Here is a 14,018-nt window from a genome sequence, read left to right as displayed (position 1 = left end):
GAACGCGTAGCAATGCTGGCGCTGCTGCGCAGCGCACCGCATAGGGTGGGCGCATGCGATCCCCTTTGGCATGGGCGCGAGGCGTCCGTCATCCCGAAGCATTCCACGGCGACGGAGTCAGCCGCGAATTCTTTGAGGGTTGGTACATCAAGCTTGTCTCCGAAGATCGCTCTGAGCGATGGGCGGTGATCCCGGGTATCTTTCGCGGACTCGTGAGTGACGGTGGTGCGCGTGACGAAGCATTCGTGCAGGTGCTTGACGGACTCACCGGGAGATCTTGGTATCACCGTTTCGAGGCAACGGAGTTTCGTGCCTCTGATAGCGGATTCGACGTATGGGTCGGCCCCAATCATTTCTCGCCGACCGGAGTCACGCTCGATCTGCCGCAGCTACGCGGACGGATCGACTACACCAGCAGATTTGTGCCGTGGCCGATCACGCTAACAGCTCCCGGAATCATGGGGTGGTATGGCCTCGTTCCCTTCATGGAATGCTTTCACGGCATCGTTTCCTTTGGTCACTCACTGGAGGGCGCTCTTGAAATCGGGGGAGTCCGTACCTCGTTCAACGGTGGTCGCGGCTACATCGAGAAGGACTGGGGAGAAGCATTCCCTTCCGGGTATGTATGGCTCGCGTCGAATCATGTGGATGCTACGACAGGAGATGGTGCCGGGGCATCCCTGATCGCTTCGGTCGCCATCATTCCGTGGCTTGGCGGGTCGTTTCGAGGATCAATCATTGGCTTTCACCACAGTGGACGCCTGCATAGGTGGACCACGTACAACCGATCCAAAGAAGTCGCGCTGTCGATCGATGACTCCTACGTACGGTGGTCCGTCACTGGCGCTGATGGCACACTCGAATTGACCGCAGAGCGCGTTCGCGGTGGACTTCTGCACGCGCCTCTGCGCACTGCTATGCACGAGCGCGTCGAAGAGAGTCTTGATGCCCGCATTGAGTTTCGTCACGTCGACCAAGATGGCACCGTGCTCATGGAAGGCGTCGCAGAGTGTGCGGGCCTCGAAGTCTTCGGCGACATCGACCGCCTGCTCGCCCTGTGAGCGGAGTGGTTCCCTACACTGAAGTTCTGGATGCTTCGGCAACCGGAGTCCCGCTGCCGTCGACACCTCTGGAGTCTCTGTGCCGCTGATCGTGATGGGCGTATCCGGCTCAGGTAAGTCCACAATCGCCGAAGGAGTCGCTGCCGACGCGGGGGCGGTATTCCTCGACGCCGATGACTTTCACCCCGCGTCGAGCATCGCGAAGATGGTCGCTGGCGAGCCGCTGACCGATGTCGACCGTCGGCATTGGCTCGCTACTGTCGGCGACGAGGTCTCTCGCCGCGCTACGAGGGGACAGTATGTGGTTGTCGCCTGCTCAGCGTTGCGCCGAGAGCAGCGCGACATCCTTCGCGCTCACGCTGAAGATCTCACCTTTGCGCATTTGGTCGGCGCTCGCGACTTGCTCGCAGAGCGACTGGCTACGTGCGATGGTCACCCCGTATCAGCATCCGTGCTGAGCGCACAGCTAGACGCACTTGAACCGCTCGCCTCCGATGAGCACGGTGTCGTGGTGGATGTCGCCCAGGATCCACGGGTTGTGATTGACGAGGTCCTTGCAGGGTGGCCACGTCGTTCTTCCCACAGTCCGGTGACCCGCGCCGACGTCGCGCCCGAGCTGCAGACTCTTGCTCGGCGTACTCCCAACATTCGGCTAGAGAACCGCCTGATGCGAGCGATCTTTGTGAACGGTTCGAAACTGGTGCCTGCCGTCAACGTCGCGGGCGTCAAACGTCGTGTTGTGCGTGAGCAAAACGTGGATCTTCGCATCTATCAGCCTTCGGGACAGCGAGCACCAGCGGGTGGGCTGTTCTGGATTCACGGTGGTGGGCTCGTAATCGGCGCTGCCAAGATGGACGATCGATTCTGCGGGGAGACGGCTGCCCGGCTGGGGATCACCGTCGTGTCGGTGGAGTATCGAGCGAGCACCAAACACGGCTACCCAATCGCGCTCGACGATCTTGATGCTGCGTGGCAGTGGCTGCAGGCTCATGCCGAGGCGCTGCACATCGACACGCAACGAATCGCCGTCGGCGGCCAGAGTGCCGGGGGAGGCCTCGCCGCCGCCTTCACACAGAAGCTGTTCGACCGCGGTGATCACGTCGCCGCGCAGTGGCTGTTCTGCCCGATGGTCGACGATCGGACGGCAGCGGATCGGTCACTGGACGCCACAGGCCACCTGATCTGGAATAACCGTGCAAACCTTGTCGGCTGGACGACATACCTGGGCAAGGAGTACGAGAGCGCAACGCAGCCCTATGCAGTCGCATCGCGTCGCAAAGACCTGTCAGGACTGCCGCCCGCGTGGGTTTACGCATCCGACATCGAGCTCTTTTTTGATGAAGATGTTGACTTCGCACGCAGCCTTCGCGCAGCAGGGGTCGATGTGGTTCTCGAGATAGTGCGAGGGGCGCCGCATGGCTTCGAATCGTGGGCCGCAGACACCGCGCTTGCGAAACGTCTAACCGGTCGCGCTCGCGACTGGCTCGGACGCATGCTCAGCTGAGCGGGGGTACCTGCCGCAGGGACATTCGGTGATTGACGATCCCCGCGCCGAGCACGACAGCTGCCGCGCCGATCGGCGCGATCAAAGCAGTGTTCCAGCCGGATGCTTCAGCGACGATTCCCGTGAGTGCCGTCGCGGCAGATTGACCGACGATCACGCCCGAACCCAGCATCGTCATCACGGTCGCCGATCGGCCCCAAGGGCTGCGCGCGGCCGCGAGGCTGTACTGGGTGACGAGCGTGGGTCCGATGCCAATGCCGATCACTAACAGGCACAGTGCCATCCCGGTGATGCTGGTGACCAGCATCAACCCGAGTGAGGCGGTGAACAGAATCGCTCCGAAGGTGAGCCAGCGGGCATGCAGGCTGAAGCGCACCGGCAGAAAAGCGACGCCGAGGGCAAAGATCGCAGATCCGATTCCCATCGCGCCATAGACCAGGCCGGCCTGCTCAGGCACTCCCCTTTCTGCCATGAAAGCCGTGAGCGAAGTGAGCATTGCGCCGAAGAACAGCCCCATGCCCATCGCCCCGACTGCCGTGACGAGCAGCTCTGGACGGAATAGCTGTTTGGCGGGAGCCTGTAGTTCGGCGCTTTCGCCGTCGCGCAACGGGGGAGTCTTCGCGGTCGGATGCAGTGCAAAAGCCGTCACGAAGACGAGGGCAAGCAGAGCAGCGCCGATCACCGGTGCCGCTGGTCCTTGCGTGGTCGCGAGCAAGCCGACAACGACCGGACCGAACACGAACACGATCTCGTCGGCAGCGGATTCATAGGCCATTGTGCCGCTGAGCACTCTCGCTTTGCGGTGTCCTTCGAACGTGCGACGGATGATCCCGACCAGTCGGCTTCGAGAAAGCGGAGAGACCTGAGGCATCGTGGCGCCGATCAAGAACGCCAGAGCGAGAAGTGCACCATCGCCAGCGGTTGTGAACGCGAGCCAGGCAATAGCGATGAGCAAGAGGCTGTTCGCGGTGCCCGTGATCAACAGCACGCGCCGCTGGCCGAACTTATCGGCAGCCGCACCGAGCAGCGGGCCGAACAGCGCTGTGCCCACGCCAGTCATCGCTGAAGTGATGCCACCGAGCGCTAATGAGTCGCGGGCAGACACGATGAGCGTGAGGACGCCGACCACCATCATGGCGAACGGCAGCCGCGCGGTGAGTGCGATCGGAAAGTAGCCCAAACCGGCTTCGCCTACAAGCGTCGGCGGGCGTGGTGCAACTCTCGTAAGGGTGTTTGTCATCTTTGCTCCAGGGCGGTGTCAATGTGCCGCCTTGGACCGCCGAGAGCGCGAGGTAGATGCACGAAAAGGATCGTGGACCGAGTGTATCGAAATCGCCTGGGTAAGGCCTCAGTTTCTGTGCTAGTGCGACGCGTGGACGGCGACCAGCGCGATGACGACGAGGCCAAACATGCCGATACCACACGCCATCAGCGTGAGCGCGAGGGTGAGTTTGCCGTCGGGCAGAATTGCTCGGTCACCGTGCGTGATGGTCGCGTGGCTCACACGTCGATAGCGATGTGCTGAGATTCGCCAGATGGTGACGGCACCAACGAGACCAATGAGACCGGGGAGAAACCAGAATGGGTTGCCCAAGATGGTCGGGAGCAACCGCATCGCGACGATCGAGCCGACGGCAATCGACAGCATCGTTCGCCGCCAGGCGAGCTCGGTTCGCTCCGGCTGTAGGCCCTGGTCGAAGTCTGATGGTTTCATCGCATGATGACGGCGAGGGTGACGAGCACCCCGGCAACGGTCACAGCAACCATCAGCACCGTTCCGAGCAACGAGGCTGGTAGTGCCTTGTCTTCGCGCAGAGCGCGCTCGGTGCGTGCCCAACTGATCCACGCGAGTGCGGGAACGAGCGTTCCAGCGACGACCAGCACAATCGATGCGGCAAGGCGCAAGCCGGGATTGAGGTCGAGGCCGAGCACCTCTAGCGCCACGCCGGCAGCGACGAGCGCGAGCGCGGTGCGAATCCAGGCGAGGTAGGTGCGTTCGTTTGCGAGGGTGAAGCGTGCGTCGGGTTCATCACCGCGGCCGTATACAAACGAGGGAAAACGTGCCACGGGGGTCCCTTCAATTGCGTTGAGCAACTCAAGCCTACGCGTGCCGGGCCATGTAGATCTGGTGCCCCGCAGTAACGTCGATGCATGGATGCTGCGTCACGCTACGTCGCGCCCGGCTCCCACAGCCTGCGCACTCCGAGCGGGTTGCGGTCTATTCCGTATCACTATCGACTCGTTCAGGGACCACATCAATGTCTAGCACCCCAACTTCCGGCACGCAGCATGCGCTTCGCGCTGGTGACTACGAAGCTGTCATCGCCAGTGTGGGCGCGACGCTTCGCACACTCACATTCGAGGGGCGCGACCTTGTCGTGCCGTTCGCCGCAGACGAAGTGCGCCCCGCATATCGAGGCGTGACCCTTGCGCCGTGGCCGAACCGGGTTACCGACGGGCACTACAGATTTGATGGCGCCGACTATCAACTCGCTTTGACAGAGCCCGCTCGAAACCATGCCCTGCACGGCCTCGCGGCATGGCTCGACTTCGAAGCAATCGACAAGGGGCCCAGCCACGTAGCTCTGACCGCGACAATCCCCGCACAGACGTCGTACCCGTGGCGCATCTTGATTCGCACGACCTTCACGCTCACCAGCGAAGGGCTCACACAACACGTCGAGGCAACGAATGAGGCGGGGGATGCTGCGCCTTTCGGCACCGGCCCGCATCCGTATCTGGTGGCTGGACCGGGCTGCGTCGACGAGTGGGTGCTCGAGCTGCCAGCATCACAGGTGCTCGCAGTCACGCAGGATCGGCTGATTCCCGAGCGTCTTGAAGAGGTCGATGCGGTTGATGCCACGCGATTCGACTTTCGGGTGCCTCGTACGATCGGCGCTGCTGAAATCGACCACGCGTACACCGGTCTCGTCCGCGACGCCGAACGCCGTGCGACGGTTAATCTCAGGGATCCGCACGGACGGGGTGTGTCGATGTCGTGGGATGCCTCTTGTCCGTGGGTTCAGGTGCACACCACTGACACCGGCAATCCGGCGACGCACCGAATCGGTCTGGCAGTCGAACCGATGACCTGCGCGCCCGATGCGTTCAACGACGCTGTATATGACTACGACACCGGGCTGATTGTGATTGAACCCGGCGGCACGACCGTGGCCTCCTGGAGAATCAGCGCGCTCTGACGCGGGTGACCAGGCTTCGCACTGCGTAGGGCCCTGGATTCTTATCCAGGGCCCTACGCGATGCACCGCTTACAACGGCCGAACGGCGATCAGTTGTCGCGAAGGTCGTCTTTGATTTCGTTGCGGGTCTCGACCGAGTCGCGCTCCGCTTCAGCCTTCTTGACGTTGGCGTCGGCCTTCATCTCGTCAGCTTTGTCGCCGACCTTGTCGGCAGTGTCATGTGCAGAACGCTTGATACTTTCGCCGACCGCTTCTGCTGTCTCTTTGGCATCGTCCATGAATCCCATGTCGCGCTCCTTCCGGGGTTGATCTCGCTCGTCCACGCTAGAAACGCCCATCAACGCGCGCAAGGCCCTTGCGTCGATCGCCTTGGCTTGCTACACACTGGAAAGTGCGCCGATTGGTGCTCGGCGGTCGGGGTCATGGTGTGCGCCCCCGATCACCCATATGCTGTGAATATGCTGAACATGAACTCTGTCACGTCAACCGCAGACATTGGCACGCTCTTCGGGTCAATCTCGATCCCCGGAATCATCGTCTACGTGCTCGTTGCTGTCGCACTGTGGAGGGTATTCGACAAGGCAGGATACCCAGGAATCCTCGCTATCATCCCGATCGTTAACTTCTTCATTCTCACGAAGATCGCGGGTTTCTCAGCCTGGCTCGGTCTGCTCTTCCTTGTGCCGATCGTCAACATCGTGTTCTCGATCATCGTCGCGCTTCGCGTAGGGCTTGCGTTCGGCAAGGGAGGCGTTTTTTCGTTCTTCCTGCTTTGGATGTTCGCATTCATTGGGTACTTCATCATCGGCTTCGGCAAGGAGACCTACACCAAGCCCCTGTAAGCGCTGGACTTCGGAAGGCCCGTATGTACTTCAGTGCATACGGGCCTTCGTCGTTGGGGCGAGACGCCTGAGGCTCTCTTCAAAGGTTGGAGCGGGAGAGCAGCCTCTACGCGGCGATCGCTTGAGGAAAATGCTCCGTGAGCACCCGGCGCCATTTGTTAGAGGGCAGATCAGGACGAAGTGCAGCAAGACCGGTGCCGTACTTCGAGATCCTGGCGGGCCGGTGGTGGTGACGCCATAGCGCCCGGTCAAGAGCTCCCGCGCGCTGGCCAGACTTGGTCTCGATGATGACCGCGTCGGGGAGTCTCATCTGAGTTCCGTTCACATCGGCCCACTCGAGTTCGATGTCGATTGTCGCGCGTGACGCGGTGGATGCGTCGCCTGCCTCGGGTGCGAGAAGCAACGTGGCTCGGCGGTAGCGGGTTTCAAGGACTGGTTGCAGCCCGTGGGCAATGCGATCGGCCGCGGGGATGCCCGCATCTGCGAGCATGTCGGCGGCATAGCGCACACCGTTGTCGTCGAGCGAGTCGTCGATCACCGGCACACGGTCCTTGACTGTGGCTGAGCGGCCGCCGCGGGTCTTCACCTCAAGAAACGAGCCACCCGAGTCAACGTACGTGCGCGAACGCACCTTGAACCGGCGGCGACGGCCGTGCGCCGCGCCGAGATAGCTGTCGAAGCCTGGGGTGTCGTAATAGTGCGAGGCGTACCGCAAGGCTCGCTCGCCATCGATCTCGAGGATCGCGGCCCCTTCGGGCAGCTCGGCCAGCACCGCTGCGACGTCGGCCGCACGCAAGATGTATTTGCGGTCGACTCGCGTCTGCAGCGACGCCTGCTCGTTGAGGTCAGCGAGTGAGACGGTAGGCAGTGCGCTGAGCTGCGCGATCGCGGCGCTCATCGCTGCACCTGGAGCGTGCCCGTTGCCGACGTGATGGTTGCCGAGGGGCTGGTGGCTGGTGCCGCGGGGGCGGCGGGAGCGCTTGGTGTTGCTTGGCGAGGTGCTCGTGGTGCGTTGTAGCGGACATTCACCGAGGTGGTGTCTGACACGAGGTCGATCGAACGCACGGTGACAGTAGCCTTCTCGCAACCGAGCAGCTCTTCGACGGCTGTCTGTAGTTCAGCATCGTCGAGGTATGCGCGGTCCAGCGTCAAGGAACGTTCCTGCGAGCGGCGAAGCAGCTGGGGGGAGTCCACAATCGAGATCACGATGACAACCAGCGCGATGAGCAATGCGCTCAGCCAGGTGATCGAACCCGAGATGCCGGCGATGAGGCCGATAGCCAGGGCTGCGAAGTAGTAGGCGATCTCGCTCTGTTCGATTTCACGCGACCGCAGCCGGATGATCGACAGCACGCCGAACAGCCCAAGGCCGAGGCCAGCACTGATCGTGGATGAGCCGAGAACCATTGCGACGGCCAGCACGCCGACGTTGATGCCCACAAACGCGACGGCAAGGTCACGCCGGCGATGGCGGGGGTAGTACACCGCGAAAGCAAGCAGGCCGATCGCGAGCAGATCGATGGCGATGACGATGAGTTGACTCATGGGGTGTCCTCCGGGAATTCGTTACATTCCTATTGAGGGCCCCGCGCCTATGTGCTTGCTATGACAGATCTTTGATTGAACGAAGAGTTACGAATTGGTAAACGACGTGCGGGTGCGTGTCTACCCATTGATTGGCGTTGTGGTGTCGACCGCCTCGCGCAGTGTTTTGCGCATGGCCGACCAATAGTGACTCGGTGCAATGCGGGTGATCGCGTCAACAAGTCGCGCTTCACGACCGATGAAGGTGCGCGCACGCCGGTTGACTGTGGCATCGACGATGGTGCGCGCAGCGTCTGCGGGCTCGGTGTGGTACATCTTCGCCTGGGCGTGCGCGGCACGTTGCGCGATCGCGGGATCGAGCGCCGCGGCATAGCGGCCGTGCAGAATGATGCCGGTCTTGACTCCCGCGGGGTACACACCGCCGACGGTCACCGTCGAACCCTCTAGCTCGTGTCGCAGCGACTCGGTGAACCCGCGTACGGCGTATTTGCTCATCGCGTACGGGATGCGGCCAGCCGGCGCGGCGAGCCCGTAGATACTGACCAGATGAGTGATGTGAGCGGCGGATTCGCGGCGCATCGCAGGGATTAGCGCCTTCGTGATGTTGACGGTTCCCCAGAGGTTGACATCCATCAGCCAACGCATCTCAGCCATGGACAGTTGATCGATATTTCCGAGCATCGACGATCCAGCGCAGGTGATCAGCGCTTGAACGTGAGCGTGAGACCCTTCGATGTCCGCTGCCACGGTGACTACGGCGTCGTCGTCGGTGAGGTCAATCAGATGGGCAGTGTGGCCGGTGCCAGGCAGGCTGGCGAGGATCGCAGCGAGACCTTCTTCGTTGCGGTCGAGCAGGGCAACTCTGCCGCCACGGCGAGCGATATCTCGGGCGACGTCAGCTCCCATTCCGCTCGCAGCGCCCGTGATCACGGTCGTCTTGTCGCGCGTTTGGAGGGGCTTGTTCTTGGCCACAGTTTCACCTTGTCGTCTTTGAAGAGGGTCGCCGTCTATTCTCACTGATGGAACCGGGTGCTACTGACGCTAGCCTTCAGGTTGGAGGTTGTGATGGGAAAGACAGCGGATGCGATTGCTGAAGGCGTCGCCATTGCCTATGCCGCTGCCAAACTAGCGATCCGCAACCGCATTCTGGTGGGCACAATCGCTCGCGGCGAAGACTTCGACGCGGCCAGATTCGCCTCATTCGCCCAAGAGACGCTCAACCACCTCGCAGAGGAGCAAGAAGAAGCCGCCGAGCTTGCCAGGCGTCAAGTCAAAAGGGCCTGGGGCAAGTTCAGCGACTCGGGCGGCACCCATGACTATCGCGATCGTGACACGAGGAACCTTCGCAAACGGCGCAAGCAATACCGGGGAGTAGCCAAACAGCTGCGTCTGCAGGCGCAAGACCCTCACGCGGTGAGAGTGCTCGTAGAGCAATCGCGCGATGCCGCGTGGGGAGATGTCGCGGCGAACCTCGAGCGTCGTCTCAATGTTGAGGGTATGCGCCCCGATCTGGACCCTAACTATCAAATGATGCGCAACGCCAGAATGCAGTCGTTGCGACTGGTTGACCTGCCCAAACTCGCCGCCCACCGACGCCATCTGAAAGAAGGCGAATCGGCAGATGCGAGTGACCAGGGGCCGATCGAAAGTGCGCCCGCGCCCCGTCGTGCTGGCGTCGATCTGAGCGAACTCGACGCCTGAGCCGGCGCCGTTCCGCGGCATCCTGCCCCGATTCGCGAGTAACGCGCCCGTGGGGTATTCTTGATTCTCGGTGCTTGTGAGAGCAAGCGCCATGCGCCCGTAGCTCAATGGATAGAGCATCTGACTACGGATCAGAAGGTTGGGAGTTCGAGTCTCTTCGGGCGCACACTGTGTTGAGACAGTAATTGAGAAAGAGCGTCGGTCACCCGACGCTCTTTTTTTATGCCCGAGAGCGGCGCGAGCTAGCGAAGCATAGCCGAGCCGGGCACCATCGTCCGCCTTGGCGACACCCCAAGTAGGGTCGAGAGCATGCCCGAGGTGAGATGAACAGCGCCCGGCCAGGCCCCGCAAGGGCCACGGTCTCGGTTGTGATTCCCGTGAAAGACGACAGCGTCGAGCTGGCGCGATGCTTGCGCGCGTTGAAACGGCAGACGCGCGCGATCGATGAGCTGATTGTCGTTGACAACGGTTCGTGTGATTCCTCTGCAAGGGTGGCTCTAGAGGCGGGGGCGACGGTGCTGGCATGTGCAGAGCCGGGCATTCCCGCAGCGAGCGCGCGCGGCTACGACCACTCCAGTGGAGACTTCATTCTGCGCCTCGACGCGGACTGCGTTCCGTCGAGATTCTGGGTGGAGTCGATCTGCGAGGCTTTTGCTAGACGCCCTGATGTCGCCGTTTTCACGGGTGGCGCGCGCTTCGTCGACGGGCCTAAGGCGCTGCGTGGTCCTATCGCGGCTGTCTACCTGGTGAGCTATTTCGCCACCACGCTGCCCGCGCTCGGGCACCTTCCTGTGTTCGGATCGAACCTCGCAATGCGCAGAGAGGTGTGGCGCGCAGCCAGGTCGAGCGTGCATCGTCACGATCCACACGTTCACGATGACCTTGATCTCGCCTTCCACATTGGAGAGAGACACCGCATTCGTTATCTCGCCGACGCGTCTATGGGGATGTCGATGCGACCGTTCAACAGCGCGCGCTCGTTTGCGCTGCGCATGTATCGCGGCTTTCGCACCGTGCTGATCCATTGGCCCGCAGACTTTGCGCCGGTCAGATGGGTGAAGCTCGTTCTCTATCGCACGGTCGTCAAACCGACGCGACGAAAAGGCATCGGCGCATGAACGAGGATGCTGATCGCGAAGCGTCGCCACTTGTTGGGCGCGCTGCCCCGCCAGCGCTGCACCTGATGAGTTGGAACATCCGTCGTCGGGTGCCATCGCCTCATTGGCGCAAAGCAGACCGCTGGTCTCACAGGGCCCCGTCAGTCGCGACGCTATTGCGCGCCGAAAGCCCGACGATTCTCGGGGTGCAAGAGGCGCTCGCTGGCCAAGCGCAGTTTGTTGCGCATTCCCTCGGCGATCGCTATCGAAGTATCGGCGTCGGACGCAGTCGCAGCGGTCGCGGCGAAGGCTGCCCACTGTTTTACGACGCCGATCGACTCGAGTTGGTCTCATGGGAGCAACTGGCGCTCTCTGACCGCCCGCACAAGCCAGGGTCAGCGTCGTGGATGTCGTGGGGCAACATATTCCCGCGGATCATGGTGACGGCGTTGTTTCGCGACCGCGACACGGCAGCATCCTTGTCTGTGATCAACACACACTTCGATCACCTTTCGAAACGCTCTCGTGTGCGCTCGGCGCGGATGGTGCGACAGCACGCACTTAGCCAACGGCATGCAGCAGTGGTGATGGGGGATCTCAACGCCCGCCCGCACTCGACTGAAGTGCGCGAGATGCTCGGCAACGGCGAATTGGTCGATACGTGGACGGCCGCGCACACGCAGTTGAGCGAGGAGTGGACGACCTACGCCAACTATCGCCCACCGCGTCGTGAGGGCGAGCGCATCGACATGATCGCCGCGACACGAGGAATCACGGTGCGGAGAGCAGCGATCAATCCGCGACAGTACAGCGGCGCGTGGGGCTCGGATCACCTTCCGGTTCATGCGATGGTGGATGCTACCCAACAGGAGCGAATCGAATGATCGAGAACTTCTTGCGGCGCCCGCAGACTCTCGGTGAGGTGGCCGCAGACGCGGTTCGAGTGGTCGGCGCGCTCAGCGTGGTGGCCGCCGCTATCTGGTTCGACCTCACAGACGCAGGGGTGCTGGCATTCGCGTTGCCGGGATTGGTCGCGCCTCGCTTTGTGGGTGTGCGGTCATGGTTCGACATCACGTGCGGGGTCACGCTGCTGGTCGCGGCATGGAGCAATGTGTTCGACCTCTACACGAGTGTGGCGTGGTGGGACCTTGCGGTGCATTTGGTGTGCACGGGCGTCGTCGCCGCGCTGCTGTATGTGTTGCTCGCGCGACTGCAGATTCTTCCCAATCCACAGAGCGAGCGTTTCGTGCCGGCGGGGGCGGTCGTGGTGGTGACCGCCTTCGGACTCGCGCTGAGTGCGGTGTGGGAAATGGTCGAATGGATCGGCTTCACATTCATCAGTGACGACATCTTTGTGGCTTATGGCGACACGATCGGCGACATGGCGGTGGGCGGCGTCGGCGCGTTGCTCGCGGGGTTTGCCGTGGCGCACATCACTCTGCTGCGTGACTAAATGGTGTCGGCGTTTGCTGTGAGGCATCGCTCGACGATGACCGCCAGTGGATCCGTGGTCGCGTTGCAAAACGTGGTGGCCGTGGAAAGCTAAAGTGGTGCTCATGACTGACCGTGGCGGCAACAGAGAAATAGTGGTCGCGCAGGTGGGTGCCATCGAAGATGGGACCGGAATAAAGGTACCGCGCGAACGGGCGGGGACTCTCGACGATGTCGCGGTATTCAACGATGACGGCCGCTACTTCGCCCTGGACAACACCTGCACCCACGAAGAGACCAATTTGGCTGATGGCTGGGTAGAAGACGGTTGCGTGGAGTGCCCACTGCACAGCGCTGTCTTTCGTCTCGCTGATGGCGCGGTGCTCGCGCCGCCCGCGCCCACTGGCGTCGCCGCGCACGCGGTGCGAATCGACGGAAACGACGTCGTTCTGATTCCAAATCCCGCGCGACTCGCGTGAGCGACGCGCACCCGGCAGACGTACTTATTGTCGGCGGTGGAATCGCAGGCGTCACAACCGCGACGGCATTGCGGGCGCTTGGCTACGCGGGAAAGATCACCCTGATTGAATCCGAGCCGAGATGCACGGATCATCCACCGCTATCCAAGCGAGCGCTTGTCACTGGGTGCGACCGCGAAGAACTCGATCTGCTTGCTGCTGAGAGTGCTTCAGAGCTCGATATTCGTATCGTTAGCGGCTGTGCGGCCATTCGCGTCGACGCGACGGCGGGGCAGGTAGAGCTCGCAGACGGATCGATTTGGAGTGCCGCTGCGATTGTCGTTGCAATCGGGGCAGAACCGAATCGGCCCGTCGCGGTTGACAATCCAAATGTGGTGACGTTGCGTGGCTACGACGATGCCATGCGCATACGAGCCGCTGCTGGGCGCGGTCGAACCGTGCTTGTGTGGGGCAGCGGTTTTGTTGGCGCGGAAGTGACAGCTTCATTGGCGGCACTTGAGACGCGGGTGGTTCTCGTCGATCCGCACGAGCGCCCGGGCTCTCATGTTCTCGGCGAGACTCTTGCCGGCTGGTTGCACGACATGCATGCCGCGCACGGTGTTGATGTGAGGCAGACACGAGTTGAGGCGATCGCCGATGACGAGTCTCGCGACGGATTGATGGTCGCACTCGCTGACGGCACCAACGTGGTCGCTGACCTCGTGGTGGCGGGGGTCGGTGTTACTCCCCGCGTGTTGCCTGGTGCTGAGAAGTTGATGCTTCCGCGTGGGCTGCGCATTCTTCCCGACGCTCATTGGGAAGCTGCGCGTTTTGATGGGCAAGCCGCAGCGGCGCGCCTACTGGGTCAAGAGCCGTCGCCCCGAGGAGCAGCTTGGTACTGGACTGACCGCTACGATCACCACATTGAAGTGGTGGGCGACTTGGTTGGCACGGGCCGGAGTGGTTCCGCGGTGGACGTTTTACGTGCCGGCAGCGCGGTGTTTCGCGTTGACGGCGACATCATGCTGGGGGCAGCGTCAATCGATGATCCGATGACAGTGCGCGCTGCGCGACGTATCATCGACCGCCAAATGCGTGTGGATGCAAGAGCGCTCGCCGATCCCTCCAGGTCGTTGCGTCAGATGCTACGCAAGTGAGGGACGGGCGAGCGCCGGATCG

General features: G+C 62.2%; 17 protein-coding genes and 1 tRNA gene. 11 read left to right on the top strand and 7 right to left on the bottom strand.

The features are described 5' to 3' along the window. Positions 1 to 53 precede the first annotated feature (53 nt). Both AB0O81_RS06695 and AB0O81_RS06690 read left to right on the top strand, forming a co-directional pair. A complete protein-coding gene (locus tag AB0O81_RS06695; protein WP_363582489.1) occupies positions 54 to 1,061 on the top strand; it encodes a tocopherol cyclase family protein in 1,008 nt (335 codons plus the stop codon). 79 nt (positions 1,062 to 1,140) lie between these two features. After that, a complete protein-coding gene (locus AB0O81_RS06690; RefSeq protein ID WP_363582487.1) occupies positions 1,141 to 2,565 on the top strand; it encodes a gluconokinase, GntK/IdnK-type in 1,425 nt (474 codons plus the stop codon). On the opposite strand, the gene AB0O81_RS06685 is transcribed toward AB0O81_RS06690, so the two are convergent. The 3 genes from AB0O81_RS06685 to AB0O81_RS06675 form a co-directional block, all read right to left on the bottom strand. After that, a complete protein-coding gene (locus AB0O81_RS06685) occupies positions 2,558 to 3,805 on the bottom strand; it encodes an MFS transporter (protein ID WP_363582485.1) in 1,248 nt (415 codons plus the stop codon). The genes AB0O81_RS06690 and AB0O81_RS06685 overlap by 8 nt on opposite strands. A gap of 120 nt (positions 3,806 to 3,925) precedes the next feature. Next, complete coding sequence (locus AB0O81_RS06680; protein WP_363582483.1) at positions 3,926 to 4,279, bottom strand: DUF202 domain-containing protein; 354 nt, start codon at positions 4,277 to 4,279, stop codon at positions 3,926 to 3,928. Beyond that, positions 4,276 to 4,632, bottom strand: a complete 357-nt coding sequence (locus AB0O81_RS06675) for a DUF202 domain-containing protein (RefSeq protein WP_363582481.1) — start codon at positions 4,630 to 4,632, stop codon at positions 4,276 to 4,278. Before AB0O81_RS06675 ends, AB0O81_RS06680 begins: the two co-directional genes overlap by 4 nt. Before the next feature lie 191 nt (positions 4,633 to 4,823). On the opposite strand from AB0O81_RS06675, the gene AB0O81_RS06670 reads away from it, so the two are divergent. Beyond that, on the top strand, positions 4,824 to 5,765 hold the full coding sequence (locus tag AB0O81_RS06670; RefSeq protein ID WP_363582479.1) for an aldose 1-epimerase family protein: 942 nt from the start codon (positions 4,824 to 4,826) through the stop codon (positions 5,763 to 5,765). Between the two features lie 89 nt (positions 5,766 to 5,854). Here AB0O81_RS06670 and AB0O81_RS06665 read toward each other — a convergent pair whose 3' ends face one another. Then, positions 5,855 to 6,052, bottom strand: a complete 198-nt coding sequence (locus AB0O81_RS06665) for a hypothetical protein (protein ID WP_363582477.1) — start codon at positions 6,050 to 6,052, stop codon at positions 5,855 to 5,857. 171 nt (positions 6,053 to 6,223) lie between these two features. Between AB0O81_RS06665 and AB0O81_RS06660 the strand changes: the two genes are divergently transcribed. Then, positions 6,224 to 6,607: a DUF5684 domain-containing protein gene (locus AB0O81_RS06660; protein WP_363582475.1), complete on the top strand. Its 384-nt coding sequence runs from the start codon at positions 6,224 to 6,226 to the stop codon at positions 6,605 to 6,607. A 106-nt stretch (positions 6,608 to 6,713) separates the two neighbouring features. On the opposite strand, the gene AB0O81_RS06655 is transcribed toward AB0O81_RS06660, so the two are convergent. The 3 genes from AB0O81_RS06655 to AB0O81_RS06645 all read right to left on the bottom strand — a co-directional run bounded on the left by AB0O81_RS06655 (position 6,714) and on the right by AB0O81_RS06645 (position 9,124). Continuing rightward, complete coding sequence (locus AB0O81_RS06655) at positions 6,714 to 7,505, bottom strand: polyphosphate polymerase domain-containing protein (protein ID WP_363582473.1); 792 nt, start codon at positions 7,503 to 7,505, stop codon at positions 6,714 to 6,716. Then, the gene (locus tag AB0O81_RS06650) at positions 7,502 to 8,152 is read right to left on the bottom strand and encodes a DUF4956 domain-containing protein (RefSeq protein ID WP_363582471.1); all 651 of its coding nucleotides are present in this window, start codon (positions 8,150 to 8,152) and stop codon (positions 7,502 to 7,504) included. The genes AB0O81_RS06655 and AB0O81_RS06650 overlap by 4 nt, the downstream gene beginning before the upstream one ends. A 120-nt stretch (positions 8,153 to 8,272) precedes the next feature. Further along, complete coding sequence (locus tag AB0O81_RS06645) at positions 8,273 to 9,124, bottom strand: SDR family NAD(P)-dependent oxidoreductase (protein WP_363582469.1); 852 nt, start codon at positions 9,122 to 9,124, stop codon at positions 8,273 to 8,275. 93 nt (positions 9,125 to 9,217) lie between these two features. Here AB0O81_RS06645 and AB0O81_RS06640 point away from each other — a divergent pair, with 93 nt between their 5' ends. The 7 genes from AB0O81_RS06640 (at position 9,218) to AB0O81_RS06610 (ending at position 13,996) form a co-directional block, all read left to right on the top strand. Then, positions 9,218 to 9,853 carry an asparagine synthase gene (locus tag AB0O81_RS06640; RefSeq protein WP_363582467.1) on the top strand — a complete coding sequence of 212 codons (636 nt, stop codon included), beginning with the start codon at positions 9,218 to 9,220 and terminating at the stop codon, positions 9,851 to 9,853. A gap of 93 nt (positions 9,854 to 9,946) precedes the next feature. Beyond that, a tRNA-Arg gene (locus AB0O81_RS06635) sits at positions 9,947 to 10,019 on the top strand. Between the two features lie 157 nt (positions 10,020 to 10,176). Beyond that, positions 10,177 to 10,971, top strand: a complete 795-nt coding sequence (locus AB0O81_RS06630; RefSeq protein ID WP_363582465.1) for a glycosyltransferase family 2 protein — start codon at positions 10,177 to 10,179, stop codon at positions 10,969 to 10,971. Then, positions 10,968 to 11,834 (top strand): endonuclease/exonuclease/phosphatase family protein, encoded by an 867-nt coding sequence (locus AB0O81_RS06625; RefSeq protein WP_363582463.1) that lies wholly within the window; start codon positions 10,968 to 10,970, stop codon positions 11,832 to 11,834. The genes AB0O81_RS06630 and AB0O81_RS06625 overlap by 4 nt, the downstream gene beginning before the upstream one ends. After that, complete coding sequence (locus tag AB0O81_RS06620) at positions 11,831 to 12,403, top strand: hypothetical protein (protein ID WP_363582461.1); 573 nt, start codon at positions 11,831 to 11,833, stop codon at positions 12,401 to 12,403. Before AB0O81_RS06625 ends, AB0O81_RS06620 begins: the two co-directional genes overlap by 4 nt. 103 nt (positions 12,404 to 12,506) lie before the next feature. Further along, positions 12,507 to 12,860: a Rieske 2Fe-2S domain-containing protein gene (locus tag AB0O81_RS06615; protein WP_363582459.1), complete on the top strand. Its 354-nt coding sequence runs from the start codon at positions 12,507 to 12,509 to the stop codon at positions 12,858 to 12,860. Next, positions 12,857 to 13,996: an FAD/NAD(P)-binding oxidoreductase gene (locus AB0O81_RS06610; RefSeq protein WP_363582457.1), complete on the top strand. Its 1,140-nt coding sequence runs from the start codon at positions 12,857 to 12,859 to the stop codon at positions 13,994 to 13,996. Before AB0O81_RS06615 ends, AB0O81_RS06610 begins: the two co-directional genes overlap by 4 nt. Positions 13,997 to 14,018: the final 22 nt, after the last annotated feature.

The sequence above is a fragment of the Microbacterium sp. NPDC076911 genome (assembly GCF_040687125.1).
Taxonomy (GTDB): Bacteria; Actinomycetota; Actinomycetes; order Actinomycetales; family Microbacteriaceae; genus Microbacterium.
The sequence above is the reverse complement of the archived record's forward strand: the minus strand, read 5'-3'. Positions and strand labels throughout refer to the sequence as shown.

Excerpts from the sequence above, each read along its gene's own strand:
- AB0O81_RS06650 (WP_363582471.1), bottom strand. The coding sequence starts at position 8,152 with ATGAGTCAACTCATCGTCATCGCCATCGATCTGCTCGCGATCGGCCTG.
- AB0O81_RS06620 (WP_363582461.1), top strand. The coding sequence starts at position 11,831 with ATGATCGAGAACTTCTTGCGGCGCCCGCAGACTCTCGGTGAGGTGGCC.
- AB0O81_RS06655 (WP_363582473.1), bottom strand. The coding sequence starts at position 7,505 with ATGAGCGCCGCGATCGCGCAGCTCAGCGCACTGCCTACCGTCTCACTC.
- AB0O81_RS06665 (WP_363582477.1), bottom strand. The coding sequence starts at position 6,052 with ATGGGATTCATGGACGATGCCAAAGAGACAGCAGAAGCGGTCGGCGAA.
- AB0O81_RS06660 (WP_363582475.1), top strand. The coding sequence starts at position 6,224 with ATGCTGAACATGAACTCTGTCACGTCAACCGCAGACATTGGCACGCTC.
- AB0O81_RS06680 (WP_363582483.1), bottom strand. The coding sequence starts at position 4,279 with ATGAAACCATCAGACTTCGACCAGGGCCTACAGCCGGAGCGAACCGAG.
- AB0O81_RS06615 (WP_363582459.1), top strand. The coding sequence starts at position 12,507 with ATGACTGACCGTGGCGGCAACAGAGAAATAGTGGTCGCGCAGGTGGGT.
- AB0O81_RS06630 (WP_363582465.1), top strand. The coding sequence starts at position 10,177 with ATGAACAGCGCCCGGCCAGGCCCCGCAAGGGCCACGGTCTCGGTTGTG.
- AB0O81_RS06640 (WP_363582467.1), top strand. The coding sequence starts at position 9,218 with ATGGGAAAGACAGCGGATGCGATTGCTGAAGGCGTCGCCATTGCCTAT.
- AB0O81_RS06670 (WP_363582479.1), top strand. The coding sequence starts at position 4,824 with ATGTCTAGCACCCCAACTTCCGGCACGCAGCATGCGCTTCGCGCTGGT.
- AB0O81_RS06625 (WP_363582463.1), top strand. The coding sequence starts at position 10,968 with ATGAACGAGGATGCTGATCGCGAAGCGTCGCCACTTGTTGGGCGCGCT.
- AB0O81_RS06695 (WP_363582489.1), top strand. The coding sequence starts at position 54 with ATGCGATCCCCTTTGGCATGGGCGCGAGGCGTCCGTCATCCCGAAGCA.
- AB0O81_RS06685 (WP_363582485.1), bottom strand. The coding sequence starts at position 3,805 with ATGACAAACACCCTTACGAGAGTTGCACCACGCCCGCCGACGCTTGTA.